The sequence below is a fragment of the Leptospira alstonii serovar Sichuan str. 79601 genome (assembly GCF_000347175.1).
GTDB classification, from domain to species: Bacteria; Spirochaetota; Leptospiria; order Leptospirales; family Leptospiraceae; genus Leptospira; species Leptospira alstonii.
Genome location: NZ_ANIK01000016.1, coordinates 21162 through 39099 on the forward strand (window position 1 = coordinate 21162; position 17938 = coordinate 39099).

At 41.1% G+C, this 17938-nt stretch carries 13 protein-coding genes; 11 read left to right on the top strand and 2 right to left on the bottom strand.

Annotated elements, in window-relative coordinates; all coding sequences use genetic code 11:
• Positions 1 to 127: 127 nt before the first annotated feature.
• The 4 genes from LEP1GSC194_RS03640 to LEP1GSC194_RS03660 all read left to right on the top strand — a co-directional run bounded on the left by LEP1GSC194_RS03640 (position 128) and on the right by LEP1GSC194_RS03660 (position 5111).
• Positions 128 to 1498 (top strand): helix-turn-helix domain-containing protein, encoded by a 1371-nt coding sequence (locus tag LEP1GSC194_RS03640; protein WP_020772517.1) that lies wholly within the window; start codon positions 128 to 130, stop codon positions 1496 to 1498.
• Positions 1499 to 1500: 2 nt separating this feature from the next.
• Entirely contained in the window at positions 1501 to 2511 is a 1011-nt protein-coding gene (locus LEP1GSC194_RS03645; RefSeq protein WP_020772486.1) for a hypothetical protein, read from the top strand.
• Between the two features lie 1314 nt (positions 2512 to 3825).
• Entirely contained in the window at positions 3826 to 4206 is a 381-nt protein-coding gene (locus LEP1GSC194_RS03655; protein ID WP_021064748.1) for a phosphatidylinositol phospholipase, read from the top strand.
• 689 nt (positions 4207 to 4895) lie between these two features.
• The gene (locus tag LEP1GSC194_RS03660) at positions 4896 to 5111 is read left to right on the top strand and encodes a hypothetical protein (protein WP_017808387.1); all 216 of its coding nucleotides are present in this window, start codon (positions 4896 to 4898) and stop codon (positions 5109 to 5111) included.
• Positions 5112 to 6017: 906 nt separating this feature from the next.
• On the opposite strand, the gene LEP1GSC194_RS22860 is transcribed toward LEP1GSC194_RS03660, so the two are convergent.
• Positions 6018 to 6221 carry a hypothetical protein gene (locus LEP1GSC194_RS22860; protein WP_021064746.1) on the bottom strand — a complete coding sequence of 68 codons (204 nt, stop codon included), beginning with the start codon at positions 6219 to 6221 and terminating at the stop codon, positions 6018 to 6020.
• A gap of 461 nt (positions 6222 to 6682) precedes the next feature.
• Here LEP1GSC194_RS22860 and LEP1GSC194_RS03665 point away from each other — a divergent pair, with 461 nt between their 5' ends.
• On the top strand, positions 6683 to 8128 hold the full coding sequence (locus tag LEP1GSC194_RS03665) for an MBOAT family O-acyltransferase (RefSeq protein ID WP_020772516.1): 1446 nt from the start codon (positions 6683 to 6685) through the stop codon (positions 8126 to 8128).
• Here LEP1GSC194_RS03665 and LEP1GSC194_RS03670 read toward each other — a convergent pair.
• On the bottom strand, positions 8113 to 9678 hold the full coding sequence (locus LEP1GSC194_RS03670; RefSeq protein ID WP_020772401.1) for a hypothetical protein: 1566 nt from the start codon (positions 9676 to 9678) through the stop codon (positions 8113 to 8115). The two genes, LEP1GSC194_RS03665 and LEP1GSC194_RS03670, sit on opposite strands and share 16 nt — an antisense overlap.
• Before the next feature lie 200 nt (positions 9679 to 9878).
• Between LEP1GSC194_RS03670 and LEP1GSC194_RS03675 the strand changes: the two genes are divergently transcribed.
• The 6 genes from LEP1GSC194_RS03675 (at position 9879) to LEP1GSC194_RS03700 (ending at position 17930) form a co-directional block, all read left to right on the top strand.
• Positions 9879 to 11426 (top strand): hypothetical protein, encoded by a 1548-nt coding sequence (locus tag LEP1GSC194_RS03675; RefSeq protein ID WP_231384527.1) that lies wholly within the window; start codon positions 9879 to 9881, stop codon positions 11424 to 11426.
• A 67-nt stretch (positions 11427 to 11493) separates the two neighbouring features.
• Positions 11494 to 12543 (top strand): aspartate-semialdehyde dehydrogenase, encoded by a 1050-nt coding sequence (gene asd, locus LEP1GSC194_RS03680; protein ID WP_020772372.1) that lies wholly within the window; start codon positions 11494 to 11496, stop codon positions 12541 to 12543.
• 12 nt (positions 12544 to 12555) lie between these two features.
• A complete protein-coding gene (locus LEP1GSC194_RS03685; protein ID WP_020772458.1) occupies positions 12556 to 14517 on the top strand; it encodes a hypothetical protein in 1962 nt (653 codons plus the stop codon).
• Between the two features lie 38 nt (positions 14518 to 14555).
• Positions 14556 to 16022 (top strand): pyruvate kinase, encoded by a 1467-nt coding sequence (gene pyk, locus LEP1GSC194_RS03690; RefSeq protein ID WP_020772366.1) that lies wholly within the window; start codon positions 14556 to 14558, stop codon positions 16020 to 16022.
• A 104-nt stretch (positions 16023 to 16126) separates the two neighbouring features.
• The gene (locus tag LEP1GSC194_RS03695) at positions 16127 to 17305 is read left to right on the top strand and encodes an AAA family ATPase (RefSeq protein ID WP_036041292.1); all 1179 of its coding nucleotides are present in this window, start codon (positions 16127 to 16129) and stop codon (positions 17303 to 17305) included.
• Between the two features lie 7 nt (positions 17306 to 17312).
• On the top strand, positions 17313 to 17930 hold the full coding sequence (locus LEP1GSC194_RS03700) for a hypothetical protein (protein WP_020772371.1): 618 nt from the start codon (positions 17313 to 17315) through the stop codon (positions 17928 to 17930).
• Positions 17931 to 17938: the final 8 nt, after the last annotated feature.

The window sequence follows — 17938 nt, forward strand, 5'->3', positions numbered from 1 at the left end:
CCCAGATAGAGCGAAGGTTTCCTATCTTCAATCATTTATCCAAAATTGTTATTTTTTCCTGAAAAATTGTCCCGACCAAAGATTACTGTCGGACGTCCGACATCCACATCTGTACTTGGTTGACAGGATGCTTAATTTTAAACATCTTTCTTTTGTGCATCCCTCTTTATTGAATCTTTTTTTTACTGAGCAGCCTTCCCTTAAATTCAAAAGGGACGCTTTTTCAAATGCTCTGGAGGAGTGGGTTCGTATTTCTAACGGAGTCTGTGGTGTTTTAACTTTGAGTTTTGACCGAGGTGAAACCTTAGAAGAGGTTGCTAATTTCGGTTATGACGAAGACGGCTTTTTCTATTCCTTTTTATCTAGGGCTACCGGAAATTTAGACAAACTTTTTCTTAATTCCGATTTTTCTCCCCTTTGGTTTTCCTCCATCGAATCTGATCTTTTTCATCCGGAGGCCATCGGTTGTTTGGTCGGCGGGATTCGAGGGGACTCTTTTTTGGAAGGGTTTTTTCTGGTAGAATTTTTGGTAAAACCTTCCGACGCAATCCTTGCACTTTGGACCTTGCTCACAAAGAAAATCTCGGAAAATCCCCGTCCTGGTTTTGCCGTTTTACAGGCTCATTCTTCTTCAGCTCGCGTCGATTCCTTTAAAAAGGAAGGCATTGGAGAATTTTTGGCCGAAATTTGTGGCGTTCAATCTTTATCGGATTGGCTCATTGGTAAAAATTCTTGGGTCCGAATTTCCGGTCCTGCCGGTTCCGGAAAAAAAACCTTAGGTAAATGGCTGCATCGAAATTTGAGCCCCGAAAAAGGGATTTTAGTTATTGGTTTTTTGCCCGAGCAGATCTCTAAATTAGAGAAGTCTTTGGACGAGTGGATTCGGATGACCGATTCAGGCACGATTTTGATCGAGGGTGCGGAAAAATTCACTTCAGTTCAGCAAAAGTTCTTTTTCAAAATTCTTTCCGAGGGCTCCGGAGATTTTCGTCTAGTTTTTACGGAAACTGAGGGAGTAGAGCCGAACGAAATTTTCAGGCCGTTTCGAGAATTTCTCCTCCAAAGAACGATTGTTATTCCTAGTTTAGATATGCTTAATTCTTCTCAAAAAAATTCTTTAATTAGACTGATTTTGGATGATTTGAAAGAGTCCATAGGTCGCGAGGATCTCCGTTTGTCGGAAGAAAATCTACAAAAGATTCTAAAAATGAATTTTGAGAATAATCTTTCCGGCTTGCGCAATCTTTTAGATGAATCTATTTTGAGTTCTTCCGGTTCGGAGATCGGAATTCCGGACCGGAAAAAAATCCGGGATCGGATTTTGACAATTCCAGATTCTGAGGATCTTGATCTCCGAAGGGCGGTGGAGGCGGTGGAGAGGCAGAAAATTCTTCTGGCTCAAAAATTGTTCGGTGGGAATCAGATTCGAATGGCCCGTGCCCTTGGAATTTCCAGGGGATCTTTGCAGTATAAACTCAAACAATTGGAGATTGGTTAAAAGTGGATCTTGATTCTCTTTACGAAGAACGAAAAACTCCCAGCGGATTTTTAGTAAAAGTCCGTCTCGCAAAAATGACGTATGTCGTTTTCACCCAGAAAGGGCCCGAGGTTCCTAGAGGTTCGAAAAATAATTCGATCGTCGTTGCAGTTCCTAGAATCGTTTTTTTGGGATCGCAATTTAATCTTTCTCATTTTCGTCTCGGCGAATTGAGTTTCGTAAACGTAAAACAAGGCAAACTCGTTATTCCTTATCAGCATTCCAATTCGGGAAATGAAGTTCGGACTATTTTTTTGAACAGTGGAAGTGATTGTGACGTTCTTCCGGTAGTTGTATATCATTTTCAAAACAGCGAAGATTTAATTCGGTCCAGAGAAGAGGGTGTGGAAATGCATCATCTGGTTTTAGACGAATCCTATCCTCGCCAAGATTTAATCACTTTGAAAATTCGGTTTCCGTCCCTGAATATGTTGATCGTTCGTAAAAAAGTGGTCGCTCATAAACCCGTCGAGGCTCCAGTCGAAACGAACCAGGGTAAGGAATCCGGAATTGTAGATTTCAATAAAGTGCGAGCCGCCGACATTATGGATTCCGGAAATTTAAATATTCATTCCGGAAATCCGGTCTTTTTGGCTCGGATTCATTTGAGAAGAATGGATCTTGAAAAAGTAAAACAACTCCTTCTGGATTTTCAGTTAAAACCGGAAGAGGTTTCCTTTATTCGAACTTTTTTTGCGGTTATGATTCGAAACGAGTTTGAAAAAGACGAATTGAAACAAGTCAAACAAAAACTTCTCAACTTAGATGAGGGTTTTCGTCTCGCGGAGTTGATTCTTGAGATGAAAATTCACGAGTTTGAAGTAGAGCTCGAAAAAAACTTTGGCCCAGAGATCGCGAGTATGTGTTATGCGCTGCTTGAAAAAGAGCAAGACCGGGCCGAAGAGGAAGAAAAAGGGATTATTCTCTGGGAATGGAAGTTGAGAGTGAAGCGGCTTTTTCGTAAGAGCGCTTGAAAATTCTCCTAAAAAACTCCGGAAAGTAGAAAAAAAGCTTCCATTTTCTTGAAAAACAGACAAATTATAGAAAATTGCTATGTATTTTCGAACTGAGACAACATTTTTGGCACGATTTTTGCTTACTGGATTTTTGATATTCGGTGGTCTCGATGCGTTGTCGGCTTCTGAAAATGAAGTTTTAGAAGTTTCGGAAATTATAGTTCATCAAACTGAAGTAGATCGAGTTTTGTCGATTCCTGTTTTTGATAACGTTTCGATTTTGGACCAGGACGATTTTTTTGTTTTAGATTCGAAGGCGGTTGTCGGAACAAAAACTCATCGAACGGATTCGATTCGAAAAAAAGTTTTATCTTTTGAGTTACGGGATTTCGTTATAACTTTTCACGATCCGCATTCTAATTTTAATTTTCAAAATTCCAATTTAAATCCTGGCGCCTTTTTATCTTCCTTGGTAGTTTCACAAGATTTTCCTTCTCGAATCCAAAAATCGATTCTAATAAAAACAAATCCCGTTTCATCTCCGGAAAATTTTGAAGTTCTGAAAGTGAAAAATGACTCTATTGTAAGTCGGAGTTTAACTTCCGACAGGATCAGTCTTTTGGTTCTATCGTTATCATTTTTGTTTGGCTCGGATTCCTATTTGTTGTCGGTATTTTTCGATAATCATTTTCAACAAATGGAATGGGTCGTAAATTTAAAGGAAAGAATAGAGCCGATTCCGATAAGCCGATTCTCGCAAAATTGGAAAGAATCTCATCCTTATTCCATCCCAAATTCTGTGAGAAGGTCGGAACTCCGGTCCGCGTTAACAAAAAATCTCGAAAAAGGGATCATTGCCGGTGTGGTAGGCACGGGGAAGAATAAGGGGAAAGAGATTTTACCTGGTCTTCGGGTGAGCGGTGTCAATTTACTCAACCCGGGAAAAACGACGAATGGAATTCTCTTTTGGCTACGTAGTAAACTGGGAAGTAAATCAACATCGTTAAAAACAATTGAAATCGTAGAAATGGTTGGAATTCAAAAGTTGCCCTTTCTATTTAACATGAATTCGATAATTCGTGGAGAAAGTTTGGGCGAATCCGGCCTTGGGAAGGCCGGACCGCGCTTTCTGCTCTGATCAACAAATTGATCGATCACTCGAAAAACGGTTTTCTTTCGTCATTCCAATTTGTTGATCTCGCTTCAATCGCTTTCGCATCGGTTTAAACCGAACTCACGTTATTTCAATCGATTCTTCTGTAGAGAGAATTCGTCGTTGGATAAAATTCTAATTTTGTTTGTTTTTCAGCCCGCGGTTGAAAATCTTTGTTCATGGCTTCCAAAGTGAAACGATCTTCTTTTCAAAAATTGCTGAACGCAATGAAAAAGATGTCTCTTGAAATCAACGATTACGAGATTTGTAGGCGCCTCGAAACGATCATGATGACTAGCAAAGAAGACTTAAGCCAAGTAGTTGTAAAATCACTTCTCGATAACCCGCTGGATTTTGACCCAAAAACGTTACCTGAACCTTATGGTCAGTACATCCGACATTTTATATACATGGTAAAAAGAAATAAAAAGCAGGGGATTGATACGAATTTTGATACGCCAGCTAACTCAAAATCTTCGGAAAAACAAGCTCTCCCAATTGGTGATTCTGTAAAAACACCTCCTAAGAAAGAAACAGCCAAAAAAGCCTCAAAACGTTAAAATTTTCCTGTGGGTTAGACAGGAAAAAAGATAAAATTCTTAAGTGCCGATAAGTTGTCAACGGACGACCTGAATCGGGCAGTAGGCGGCATTCCGAGAGGGCTTAGGCAAATTGTCGGCAAATAAATAAATGCTCAATTTTAGGCATGTTTGTATATCGACGTCTTTTCTTGAAATTGTTTGGCCGCTTTCAAGTAAATTCCGAACGCCAATTCTTTTCTGCTTGTATTCTCATTCAAGGCGAGGCCTGCTTTGGGTAATTTATCGCTCTCCGAAAGAAATGATTAAAATTGGTCAATACAAAAACAAATTGTTCAAAACTTTTCCGTAACCTCAAACTTTTTTAGTCATACCATTCTTCGTTTATCCAGATTCGAATCTTATATTGCAGATCCGTTGCTCAATAGTGCTAAAATCGAGCCTTCCGCCTTAATGGGTCACTCTTCAAAAAGGCATAAATCTATAGAAAGCATTTCGCTTCTGCCGAAATTAGGGCAGAAGGCAAAAGAAAACTGCGGGGTTTGGTGACGGAAAAAAAGCCCAAACAGCGTAGGGATTTGAATCCGAAAATTACGACCACAGCGCTGGTTATGCCACTTTGTCATGTGCAGGAAGAATTCTTGCTAACGTAAAAATGGCAGGAAAAGAATTGCGAAACTTGTCTCAACCTCAAGAATAGGATTAACATTATGGCTGAAGTAATTAAATTGCGGGTTAAGTGCCACGCCTGTTCTTATATGATAGAGGGCTCTGCAAAATACGGAGCGGGTCATTATGTCCCGGAAGGTGCCGATTTTGAATTTATTGCAATTGGAAAAGTAGAAACTCCAAAAGGACGAAGAGTAAAAGCTGAAATTTCAGCAATTTGTCCAAATTGCGGGGTTAAAAATAAGTGGATAGTTTAATTTTGATCATATTTAATCCATTAATTTGAATTTAATATGATCAAAATTGTCGTACAACTTTCTCGAATTTGCATTTGCGTGACCCTATGTAATTTATTTTGCTTAAAAATAATCTATAGCGACAGGCCTACCTCCCTGCGTAAAACTTACATTTGTTGGATAGATCGCCTCCCATGGACAAAGCTTCGAGAGAATGCAAGTTTCAGTACAAGCCTCTAAATTTCATAACTTCCGCAGGAGTTCCCACGTTTTCGTAGTTAAGGACGGGTATTTTAAAGTATAACACAAGCATTTAGCATCCCTATTTTTCGGAGCTCATGCGAGCCTGTAATTTGTGACCGATTGTTACTTTTCGCCTAGTTGCGTTTGGGTTGAATTGCAGTGCTTAAAATAACTAATCAGTGTTTATAAACGTATGTTGGTTTTTAAGGAATAACAATACTAAATTAAAAAGATTACTATTAATCATATATTTTAGATTAAATAAAATGATTAATTTATGATTGAAAATTTGCTGTAAAATGAAGATGAATTCATCTCAATAAATTTTAGGTTACTTTCCTAATAACGTTAGTTCAATATAATAAATGTGAGAGTGATAGTAGCAGAAATTCCGAATGTGAATTTTCAATATTCTGTTGAGTTTTTTCTCTTAAGAATCGCTCAAATTGAAGCCATTTTTACTATGAAGTTTGCAACAACTTGCTACGGTGATCAACTCAGTAGCGCCTTTTTATGGATCGACGACGCCCAGCCCAGGAGTCGTTACACCAAGTTTCCTATTCACCCAATCTTTCTTAGGCCGAAATCATGTTAATAGTAGTTTCCATTCAAAATCGTTTCTGAAACTGACTTTGGTGAAGGTGTTTGGAAAATTCATACTACATCGAGTCCAATTTTAGAGGTTTAAGCTAAGTAATCTTGGTGTATTTTTTTCAATGCCGTAAAATCGGCGGATAGTGATTGTTTTGCTTCTCTATTTAAAGGATTATTAGCACTATTTTGAATCCTTCCATTTTTTCCTAAAATGACAAGCCCATAAGAATTTAGAACCTGCCTTAAAACCTGAAAATGTGGGAACTCCTCCGTTTTACTCCTGATTTTGTTCATCAAGTAACCTGATTATAGTATAGAGATTTACAGTCGTCTAACAGCAAATTCCTATATGCACTTGCTCATAGCTATATAATAAAATACCCAATGTTTTGTGTTGAAACAGTGTTTAGCGATGAAAATTGACGGTACTCAATTTTATAGAGATCAGTAGTAGTAAAGTGAGTAATTCATCCCAATACAAAACTATAAATGCTGGACATTTTGCCCTATAGATCTCGGATTCTTTTCTATTTGAGGGACTCGTTGAATTGAAAAACGGCTGGAGGATTTCCGTTTTACCGGAATTCTGGATTCGGACACAATTTCGATTAAGAGTTTGTCCCAAAACCTGAGGAAAATTTGCAGGAGTTCCCACAGAAACCGTTTCTTTGACGATTTTCGGCTTTTCCGTAATTTTTCTAGTCGTTTAAAAACGCAGGAGTTCCCACATTTTCAGGTTTTAGGACAAACTCTTAATGAATTTTACGACTCCGCAATACTTTCTTTTTTTTGTAATCGTCTGGTGCGTTCGATGGACTTTAACGGCGATTTATCCAAAGAAACAATCTTTTGTTCTCTATTTTTTACTTTCGGTCAGTTATTTTTTCTATCTTTCCTGGGACTATCGTTTCGGTGTTTTGATCCTTTTTACTACGGCTTTGGATTATTCTGTCGGAAGAGCTTTGGGTTTACAAAAAAACCTTCCAAAAAGAAGAGCTCTTCTCTTTCTCTCGTTATTGGGGAATCTCTCCGTTCTCGGATTCTTTAAATACTTTCATTTTTTTGCGGATTCGTTTTTGGCTTTGTTTCATTCTCTCGGTTGGCAAATTTCAGCGCCGACATTGAAGGTGATTTTGCCGGTCGGAATTTCGTTTTATACGTTTCAATCGCTCAGTTATTCGATCGATGTTTATAGAGAGCGAATTCAACCGGAAAAAAATTTTTTCCATTACGCACTATTCCTGTCTTTTTTTCCGCAGTTAGTCGCGGGACCGATCGTTTCCGCGAGAATCCTTTTGCCAGCGTTGCGGAATATGTTTCACTGGGAAAACGTTCCTCTTCGGGAAGGAATTTGGCTGATTCTTTTGGGTTTTGTGAAGAAGGCCGTGATCGCGGACCGAATTTCCGTGATTTCCGATTTCGCTTATCAATTTCCGGAATCCGTTTCGACTCTTTTTGCGTGGATGGGAGTCATTTCTTATTCGATTCAGATTTATTGCGATTTTTCGGGTTATACGGATATAGCGATCGGTTCCGCGCTTCTTCTGGGAATTCGTTTACCCGAGAATTTCAGGCTTCCTTATACGGCTACGAGTTTCTCCGATTTTTGGAGAAGATGGCATATCTCTCTTTCCGGTTGGCTGAGGGATTATCTTTACATTCCTCTTGGTGGAAATCGGATTAACGGTCTTATCACCTACCGAAACCTTTTGATTACGATGTTTCTCGGCGGGCTTTGGCACGGAGCGAGTTGGAACTTTGTGATCTGGGGTTTTATACACGGAATTTTTTTGGCTTTGGAAAGATGTTTTTCGGATTCAACGAGTTTTTCCGGGAAGGAACGAGGGTTAAATCGAGGATTGAAATTTCTATATCAGATTTTCGTAATTCTTTGTATTTGTTTGATTTGGATTTTTTTTCGTTCAAAAACTTTTTCGGGTTCGATCGAACTTTTAAGCGCCTTGTTTTCGTTTCGTGACGGGACCCAACCGACTTATACGATGCGGAGCCATTTTTTAACGATTCTTTTTTTTATGATCCTGGCTACTTGGATCGGGAAAAAGGAGGAATCTTCCGGAGTTTTTTCCCGTTTCAGGGAGAACCTTCACTGGAGTCTTTTTGCTTTTTTGAGCGCTCTGGGTTTTATCGTAGGTGTGGTTTTAACCGTGGAAACAAAACCGTTTCTTTATTTCGTTTTTTGAAAGGGTTTGCGCAATTTTTCCAGGATTTTACGGGAATCTTCGTAGAAATAAATATTTGATTCTCCGCATCGCGTTTTGCCGGACGGCGTTCCGTATATTTCCCCGATACGGTCCTCTCCTAAACCCCGTGTAAAAACCGCGACGGTTCCGGGATAATTTTTGAGATACCATTCTCGGTTTGAAATCGTATGAGAACCTTCTAATGTTCCATACGCGACGTGGATCGACGGAATTCTCTTTTTGGAAAAGACTCGGATTCTTTTTGCGGTCCAAAAGTCGGAAACGACGAGCGATATAGGCGTTTTTTGGGAAATTTCGTCCACACATCGGGCTTCCTGTGGTATCGTCCGGAAAAGCCGAAAAAAAGCATTTTCGACGTTTTCGGGCGTTTTTTGTCCTATGAACAGGAGCAAAAGGAATAAAAGAAAAATCGCAAGCGTCAAAGTTCGTTTTGGAAATCCGGCCACAAAAAGAAGGAAGAACGGAGCGGCAATCAAGGCCGGTGACGCATAACGTAGACTGTACTCGTCGATATAAGATCCGGTAAGGATCGGGACAAAAGTAAGAATCGAAAAAAAGAAAAATAAAAACGCAGTCGATTTCGTTTTTCGAATTCTTCCCAAACTAAAAATCAGAGAGATTGTCAGAATCAAAATGAAAATTGCGGAAACGGGAACGTTTTCTTTAAATCCGGAAAGAACCCAAACCCGAACTTCGGTAATATAACGTGCTCCGTCTTTTACCGCTTGAGCCAATGAAAGATTCGCCGAAATTTTTCCCGGCCTTTCGATGAACAAAAAGGATTTGAGAATGGCGTGTAGGATCAAGCCCGCAATTCCACAGACCAATAGAATTTTGGAACTTTCCGGTAAAAAACGTTTCCATTTCGAATCGACTTTCGTTTGATCGGGAAATAAGAACCCGTCCTTGGACAACTGTACGAACCCCGCCAAAATTCCGGGAACGATCAACTCTACGAACAGGATTCGATCGGATGCGACGGTGAAAACGATCCAAACGGATAAAAACCATACTTTACGTTTTTGGAATGTTTTATGGATGAGGGGCCAGACATACAACGTTACCAAAAACGCGCTCGTATGGATGGAAGGCAGAAATAAGATATAAAGGGTCTGAAAATTTTTCGCCGCCAAAAGCAGGAACGAAATCAGAAGTAAAACCCAGGATTTCACGAGCCTTTTTTCCTTTACGGAAAGGCTTTTCGATTTTTTTTCTTCCCTTGTAAAAATCCAGAAACGTTCCATCAAAACGGCGCACACGATGGTTTGTAAAAACGCAAAACAAATCAGAGCCTTTTGTGCGTTTTCAAAAATTAAAAAAAGAAAGGAAAGGATCGGAAAGTCCGGAAAAAAATAAGGAGAAGGAGTGAAGGACCAGGAAAGAAAATTTCCTTCGTCCGCGAACACATCCAAGGCAAGAGTTGGAAGATAAAGAATGTCGGAGTTGAGATAAATTTCTTCGGGACTGAAAGCGATAGAAAAGAATAGGGAAACAAAAAATAAGATCAGACTGAGAGAGTATTTCAACATTTTGTCAAGAGGTCGAGCTTGTTTCGTAAAGCGGCATCGTTCCCGTTCCCTTTTTGTACCGACTCGAGTCAAGGGTAAAGCTAAAAAGAAGTTCCTGGACACGAGGTTTCGATTCTAAGAATTTGTAGCTTCGGAATCATTTGAAAAAAGGACGTTATACTTTGAATCAAACTGAAAACGTAAATCCTAAAATCGCCGGGATGAATAACGGACTTCTTTTGATCTTCGGGATCTTGATCTTGTGCGGATTGGATTTTTTTTTCTTTCGTGTTTTGATTTGGAAGGTTCCGAACGAATCTCCTTGGAGCTCCAATCACTTCTATAATTTTTTATACGAATACTTCGCGCTGAAGGAAAAACAAAAACTTCATCCTAGAATTCTGATCGTGGGTTCGAGCATCGCTCATTATTCTTTCGATCGTGAATCCTTTCGTAATGAAATTTTCGATAGAACCGGAAAGAACGTGGAAGTGGAATTTCTTTCCTATGCGGGAATGACTCCTTTGGACGCCTGGCTCTGCCGCAAAAAGATCGCGGAGCTGCAGCCCGACTTTGTCGTTTTTCCGATCAACTTTATCGATTGGAGATTACATCGTGCGTATTCTTTGAATCCTTCCCACAAAAACGAAACGATCGATCCGGAAATTCTTCTTTTGGACGCGCTTGATTTTTTCGAGGCTCCTCAATCCCGTTTTATATTTCCTTTGGAAACCGCGTTTGAGTTTTTTTCCGAACTAGGGTTTGCGAGGACGAGCGAATATATATCCGCCTATCTTTTCGGATTTTATCGATATAAGGACGTCTTTGGGAAGAATCTCAGATCTCTTTACGATCATCGTTACGGAAGAAACACGAGTTATCACGGATATAACGGCGTACAAATTCCGGAACGAGTGACTTCTTTGGGTTGGACCGGAAAAAAGTTCTCCTTTATGCTCACGGAAGAAATGAAAAAGGACGGTTTTCTGGTTCAGATCGTACCTGAAATTCTTTCTTCCGGACCGCTTAAAATCACATTCCAAAAAGAGAATAGGATTCGGACGTTTTCCTTTTCGGAACCCGGTTGGAAGAAAATTCTTTTGGAAGGAACTTTCGTTTTGGGAAATCCGGAGTCACCGATCGCCGCCGAACTTTCCAACACCTGGATTCCCTATTACGCGGAAGGGGAAAATAAGGACTGGAATTACGACCGGCTCGGAGTTCGATTGCAGCAGACTTTCGGCACGGACGTTCCGAGAAACGGTATGCAATACACGAGGGAGGAGAGGCTCGAAGACCTTCGTTACATGGATATGAGCGATTTGGAATATTCTAAATACTTTAACTTTCGGCTGCTTGACGATTATCCACTGCGTCCCGGGATCGGGTACTTAATCGCCCTTAAGGACGCTAAACTCAGAATTCGCGACGAGAAATTTGTTCCCGTCCTTCACTTTCAATATCTGGAAAAGTTCACCGGATTTTTAAAAGAAAAGAAAATCCCGCTCTGGATCGTAAACAATCCCGAAAACCCGATCAGTTTGGATTGGTACGGGAACTCGAATTGGTACCGGGATCATCTTTTGTTTTTGGAAGGTCTTTCCGGAGACGGGGTTACGTTCAGCGATTTGAAAAATTCTCTTTCCATGCAGGACTTCAGCGACTATCATCATTTTACTTTTCCGGGTATGATGAAAATGAGTTCGATTTATGCGGAGGAATTCGTCAAAATTTCTGAAAGACAAAGGCGTAATCCTCTAAAACCTTGATAAACAAACCGTATTCGGTCGAATAACACAAATCGTGAGGGCGGGTTTTTTCCGTTTAATTTAAATTATGAGCAGGGTCAAAGTTGCCGTTTTAGGCGCCACCGGTTCCGTAGGTCAGCGATTCATTCAATTGCTGGAGAATCATCCTTACTTCGAGGTTACACATCTCTGCGCTTCCGAGAACAGCGCGGGTAAAACCTACGGCGATGTGATGAAGACGAGATGGAAGATCTCTTCCGATATCCCCGCTTACGCTAAGAACATCGTAATCACAACTCCGGACCCTGTAAAAACAAAGGATGTCGCATTAGCATTTTCCGGTTTAGACTCGAGCGTCGCCGGTGAAGTGGAAACGAATTACGCGAACGCCGGTATTCATATCATTTCGAATTCTAAAAATCATAGAATGGATCCGACGGTTCCTCTTCTTTCCGCGGAAGTGAATTCTTCCCATCTGGATGTTTTAACTTCTCAAAAAACAAAAGGTAAGATTATCACCAACTCGAACTGTACGATTATGGGAGTTACGATTTCGCTCAAACCTCTTTTGGATCGTTTCGGAATCGAATCCGTTATGCTCTTTTCCATGCAGGCGATCAGCGGCGCGGGTTATCCGGGTGTTCCTACGATGGATATTTTAGGAAACGTGGTTCCGCATATCGGAGGAGAAGAGGAAAAGGCGGAGATCGAACCTCTGAAATGTCTCGGTAAAGTGGAAAACGGTAAAATTCTACACGCCGATTTTTCGATTTCGGCGCATTGCAATCGTGTTCCGGTTTTCGACGGTCATACGGTTTGTGTTTCCGTAAAGTTCAAAAAGAAACCTTCCCGAGAAGAAATCCTTTCCTCTTGGAAAGAATTTTCAGGCGAACCTCAGACGTTAGGCCTTCCTTTGGCGCCTTATCCTCCGATCTTTTATAGGGAAGAAGAAGACAGGCCGCAACCTAGATTGGATCTGGATACAGGCAAAGGAATGACTACGGTAATAGGTCGTCTCAGACCGGATCCGGTTTTCGATTGGAAATATGTCGTCTTAAGTCACAATACGATTCGAGGCGCGGCGGGAGCTGCTTTATTAAATGCAGAACTTCTTTACAAAAAGGATTTCCTCGTATGATAATGTCATTCCATGTTGGAGCCTCAATCCCGTGAACTCAAAGTAGCGGATTATAATACCGCATTACAATTGACTCAGGCGCTTGAAGCCAGGAACGATTTTCAGTACAAGAAAATTCATAAACTTTTGCTCGTTATCGGCGATTGGACGGATAAATTTTTAGCCAATAGAATTTTGCCCAACGTCGATCAATTGGCAAGGGAACTGGATCTTGATAAGGATAAGGTTTCTCAGTTTCTGAAAGACCTTTGTACGAAATACAATCCTCCCATCGTAAAAAAGATCTGCATGGTGGATTTTAATCCGACCGGAGACGCATCCGACGGAAGGATCGAGTCGAGTCTCAAAATGAATCCGGTGTTTGCAAGACCGCAACCCGCGGACACTTCGACTAGTCATCGATACGTTGACAGCGTAAATCAAATCACGTTCGCTTCCATTCAGCGTTGGGTTAAGGAAAATAGGGTTTTTCCGAATAAGAAAGAATTTATCAAACGAATTCATTCCGCGATTTCGGAGAATAAACTCTCCGGCACGTACGCTTCCACGGAAATCGGAACTCTTTTTAACGATCCGTTCGACATTAACCCGGAACTCAAACAAATCACCGTAAACATCCACCTCAAACCCGTTTTGAAAAAATTGGTAGAACAGAAGATTTTGTTCTTTTTTAGAAACGAACAGGCGCTCAATCCCGGAAATCGTTCCGTGTTTTATTACAACGTCCAGGATGAAATTCTGGCGAGAATCGAAGCATATAAGATTTTTCTAATAGAAAATTTGGTTCCCGAGTTGCAAAAAATCGGAGCCATAGGCGTTTTAACGGACGAAGAAAAGGAAAATACCCGTTCCCTCGTCAATTCCATCATGCCTTACCTGAGTCCCGCTTACGGAGATCAAAAGACGGCGATGGAAGAACTTCTTGTTCTGATCCGTTTTGAAGAAGAGGATAAGGATAAGAAGGAGAAAGAAGAAAAGAAACTCAAACTGGGCGAAATCGTAGACTACATCAAGTCCGCAAATCGTATCGTGGATCTGAACTTTCTTCGTTTCCGAGGCCAACAGATCGAAGAGGATATTCGAACTCTCGTCGTCAATCACGATCAAATTCTTCATACCGAATTTGCGGACAAGAACACGTTGTATAACTACGTTCTTCATAAACTCGCGATTTCCGGCGCCGTCGAAGCCGCTAAAAAAACGTTCGCCTCCACCGGAAACGATACCGAAATCCGGATCTTGGATCGTATGAAGGTGAGGGATATGATCGAGGATAAGGATTTGGCCGCTTCTTTCGATAAGTTGGAATTATCCAGTTTGTTCAAATACCTTCCTTTTTTTACGAGATTTTGGAGAAACATTTTCGGAAACGTTACGGTTCATAAAGCGGAAGTGGAACAGATCCGCGCTCACAATACGATCGAGTTGAACAAACGAGTCGTGGAGGCTAGGAGTAAAAAGATTCAGGAAGACGCGTCCAAACTCGCCGAAAAAAGAGTGAAGGAAAAGGACGCCGCGGAGAAAAACGCGCGCAAACAACAAGCCACAACTAACGTTCCGCGGGAAAAAAATTCTTTCTCTTCCGTTCCGGTTCCCGCCGATCCTCTCAACGCAAAACTTCTGGAAAGAATCTTGGATATCTTGGACGATTATTGGTCGAACCAACAATATCCGGATCGAAACATTCTTTTGTACGAAATGGACGGAGAGATCAATGAGGACGGTTTGATCAACTTCCTCAAAAAATTCGGGAAAAACGATATTTTCTCCTTTATGGTGAGAAATCAGGAAGATAAATACACGTTTCCGATTCTCGTTACGAAACGTTATTTAAAGAAAAACGGCAAGGGGCTGATGGACAAGGCTTCCGCGATCATCGACGAACAAAAAAAAGCAAGTATGCCCGATCAGGATTTATTCGACTTTTGCATTTCTCTCGAAGCTTTTCTACGCAAAACCATACCTAAAATCTGAATTGTCCTAAGGCCCGTTCTCCCGAATAAAGGTATTACATGAAGAACGAATCCTCCGTATTTAGAAAAACGAAAATTATCTGTACCATCGGTCCGGCAACCGCCGATAAAAAAATGATTCAAGCGCTTGCCGAGGCGGGGATGAACGTGGCGCGGTTGAACATGTCCCACGGTAACCACGACTTTCATAGAAGTATCATTCGTAATATTAAGTCTCTCAATAAGGACGTTCTGAAAAACCCGATCGCGATTCTACTCGATACACAAGGACCCGAAATCAGAACGGGAGATCTTCAGGTGGATCATCTGGATCTAAAGGTGGGCGAGACGTTCACCTTTCATATCATTCCCGGAGAGGAATCCGAGGAACAATCCGTGTTCGTAAACTATAAGGATATCGTTAAGGACTTGAAAGTGGGCGACCCTGTGACCGTGGACAACGGACTGATCAATCTCGTCGTGGAAGAGATCAACGATTCGGCGCTCAAGTGTAAGGTTCTCGACGGAGGAAGATTGGGTTCCAGGAAACACATCAATCTTCCCGGAATTCGAGTCAATCTTCCGTCGATCACTCCGAAGGATCATAAGGATATCCTGTTCGGTTTGGAAGAGGACGTGGATTTTATCGCTCTTTCTTTCGTTCGTTCCGCCGAAGACATCAATCAATTGAAACAAATCATCGAAGAAAACGAAGGGCACGCGCAGGTCATCGCAAAGATAGAGGACCAAGAAGCCGTTCGTAACATGAAAGAGATCGTGGCCGTTTCGGACGGTGTGATGGTGGCGAGAGGAGATTTGGGAGTCGAGGTTCCGATCGAAGAACTTCCGATCCTTCAAAGAGCCATCATCAAAGAATGTGCGCTCAAAGGAAAGAGGGTGATCGTAGCGACACACCTTTTGGAATCGATGATCAATAATCCTTCTCCGACAAGGGCGGAAGTCACCGACGTCGCGAACGCGGTTTACGAAGAAGCGGACGCGATCATGTTGTCCGGAGAAACCGCCGCGGGAAAATTTCCGGTTCGTTGTGTGGAAATGATGGACAAGATCGCACAACGTGTCGAGAAAACGGGCGGAGTGGATTACGTTAAGGATAAAATTCCCCAGGATAAAAAGGAGTATATGGCGAGGTCCGCGTCGGAACTTGCAGATTCTCTAAAATGTCCCGCGATCGTTGTCATCACGAGAAGGGGAACAACGGCGCTTAACGTGGCCGGTTTTCATCCGCATTATCCTTTGATTTACGCGTTTACCAATATGACAACGGTTAGGCGGAAACTCTGGCTCACTCGCGGAGTAATTCCGTATCGAATCGATTTTTCCAAAGATCCGGAAAAAACGATCCGGCTCGCGATCGATACGCTCAAAAAGGCGGGAAGAATCGAAGACGGAGATCAGGTTGTGATTCTTTCCGATATCATCGCCGGAGAGGATCGGGTGGAAACGATCCAGATCCGCGAAGTAAAAACGTATTTGGCGATTGAAACGGAAACAACCTCGAAGTAAGCGGCAAATTCGGTTAAAGACTTTGCGGAGGAATATTTTATACGTTGATCGTTTTGCTAATTTCTTTTATATTGTGATACGGGATTTTTGAATTAAGAATTACGATGATTATCAGTAAAGTTCGCTTGATCAATTGGAAAAATTTTCGGGAAGCCGAGGTTCGGCTTGCAGAACGAATTTTCGTGGTAGGTGCAAATGCATCGGGGAAGTCGAACTTTCTAGATGTCTTTCGATTTTTGCGGGATATAGTTAAACAGGCCGGCGGTTTACAGTTCGCCGTAGAAAATAGGGACGGCGTTTCGAAAATTCGATGTTTATCGGGCGGGCGTATTCCAGGGGTCACGATAGAGGTTCATCTCGCGGATGAAAGTACAACGAATCATAATCCAAGATGGAAATATTTGTTATCCTTTAAACATTCCGGCGGGGGAATTGTTCGAAATCAAGTTTCGATTTTAGAAGAAAGAGTTTTTGACGGAGATAAAAATAAATGGATTTTAGAAAGAAAATCATCGGACGATAAAGAGGATTCCGAGACGTTAAGATTCACTTATCTAGAACAAGTAAATTCTAATATTACTTTTCGTGAAATTTATCATTTTTTTCAGGAAATTCAATATCTGCATATTGTTCCTCAATTGATTCGAGATTCGAATTCGTATCAGCTTTCCGCAAATAAAGAGGATTTTTACGGTAGAAATCTTCTCGAAAAAATGAATAAGACGCCGGAACGAACTCGAAATTCTTATTTAAAATTGATCAACGAATTTTTGCAAAAATCCGTTCCTCAATTGACCAATATCAGTTTCGTAAAGGATAAAAACGGAATACCTCATCTTGAGGCCATTTACGAGCATTGGCGTGCAAAGGGAGCCAAACAAAGAGAAGGTCAATTTTCCGATGGGACATTGCGATTGATCGGATTTATGTGGGCTCTTTTAGATACGCAAGGAACGTTCTTGTTGGAAGAACCCGAGTTGTATCTTCATTCAGCTATCGTAAGACTTTTGCCTGAATTTATCAGTAAGCTACAGAGAAGAAAAGGTAAGGTTAGGCAGGTTATTATTTCCACTCATAGTTATGAAATTCTAAGCAACGAGGGTATTAGCGGCGATGAAACGATCGTATTAATTCCGACGGTGGAAGGAACTGAGATCAAACTTGCGATGGAAATCGAAGAGATTAAGTCTTTTCTTGGTGCGGGATTTAATATGGCTGAAGCCGTGATACCCAGAATTGCTCCCAAGGAAATTCACAAAATTCTCAAAATTCAAAGCAATTGAGAGTAAGATGAAAATCGATATTGCAGGGGAAGATTTAGTAACGCAAGAAATCATCGTTAGAATTCTGAAAGATTATAGAAATGACGTTGAAATAGGCGCTCGAATTCCTGCGCGCGGCTCGCAGATTAAGGATATTTCTCGTAAACTAAATCGAGTTTCTACTCCTACGATTCTATTGACTGACTTGGATAATTATTTATGTGCTTCGGCTTTGATGAGTGATTGGTTATCTGGAGATTCATTAAGGGATCATCTTCTATTTCGGGTGGCTTGTGATGAAGGGGAAAGTTGGTTAATGTCAGACGTTTCAGGTTTCTCTAAATGGCTTTCCATTGATGAAAATCTGATTCCTCAAACAAGTTCAAAAGATAAAAGAAGACCGGATTGTATGGAGTTAAATTTTAATTTTAAACCAAGCCTTTATTTGATGCGAGAACTTGCGGTTCGTAGTTCGGATATGACACTACGTGAGAAACTAATTCCAAAAGCATACGCTAAAAAAGGCCCAGAGTATAATTCAGCACTTTTGCCTTTCATACAAAATATTTGGAACATTGAGGCGGCAAAGCGAAATTCATACAGTTTACGAAGAGCAGTTGAGCGTATTCAAGAATTTCAAATGTAAGATCTCCG

Coding starts and splice junctions, on each gene's coding strand:
- LEP1GSC194_RS03640 (WP_020772517.1), top strand. CDS start 128: ATGCTTAATTTTAAACATCTTTCTTTTGTGCATCCCTCTTTATTGAAT.
- LEP1GSC194_RS03655 (WP_021064748.1), top strand. CDS start 3,826: ATGGCTTCCAAAGTGAAACGATCTTCTTTTCAAAAATTGCTGAACGCA.
- LEP1GSC194_RS03660 (WP_017808387.1), top strand. CDS start 4,896: ATGGCTGAAGTAATTAAATTGCGGGTTAAGTGCCACGCCTGTTCTTAT.
- LEP1GSC194_RS22860 (WP_021064746.1), bottom strand. CDS start 6,221: ATGAACAAAATCAGGAGTAAAACGGAGGAGTTCCCACATTTTCAGGTT.
- LEP1GSC194_RS03665 (WP_020772516.1), top strand. CDS start 6,683: ATGAATTTTACGACTCCGCAATACTTTCTTTTTTTTGTAATCGTCTGG.
- LEP1GSC194_RS03670 (WP_020772401.1), bottom strand. CDS start 9,678: ATGTTGAAATACTCTCTCAGTCTGATCTTATTTTTTGTTTCCCTATTC.
- LEP1GSC194_RS03675 (WP_231384527.1), top strand. CDS start 9,879: ATGAATAACGGACTTCTTTTGATCTTCGGGATCTTGATCTTGTGCGGA.
- asd (WP_020772372.1), top strand. CDS start 11,494: ATGAGCAGGGTCAAAGTTGCCGTTTTAGGCGCCACCGGTTCCGTAGGT.
- LEP1GSC194_RS03685 (WP_020772458.1), top strand. CDS start 12,556: ATGTTGGAGCCTCAATCCCGTGAACTCAAAGTAGCGGATTATAATACC.
- pyk (WP_020772366.1), top strand. CDS start 14,556: ATGAAGAACGAATCCTCCGTATTTAGAAAAACGAAAATTATCTGTACC.
- LEP1GSC194_RS03695 (WP_036041292.1), top strand. CDS start 16,127: ATGATTATCAGTAAAGTTCGCTTGATCAATTGGAAAAATTTTCGGGAA.
- LEP1GSC194_RS03700 (WP_020772371.1), top strand. CDS start 17,313: ATGAAAATCGATATTGCAGGGGAAGATTTAGTAACGCAAGAAATCATC.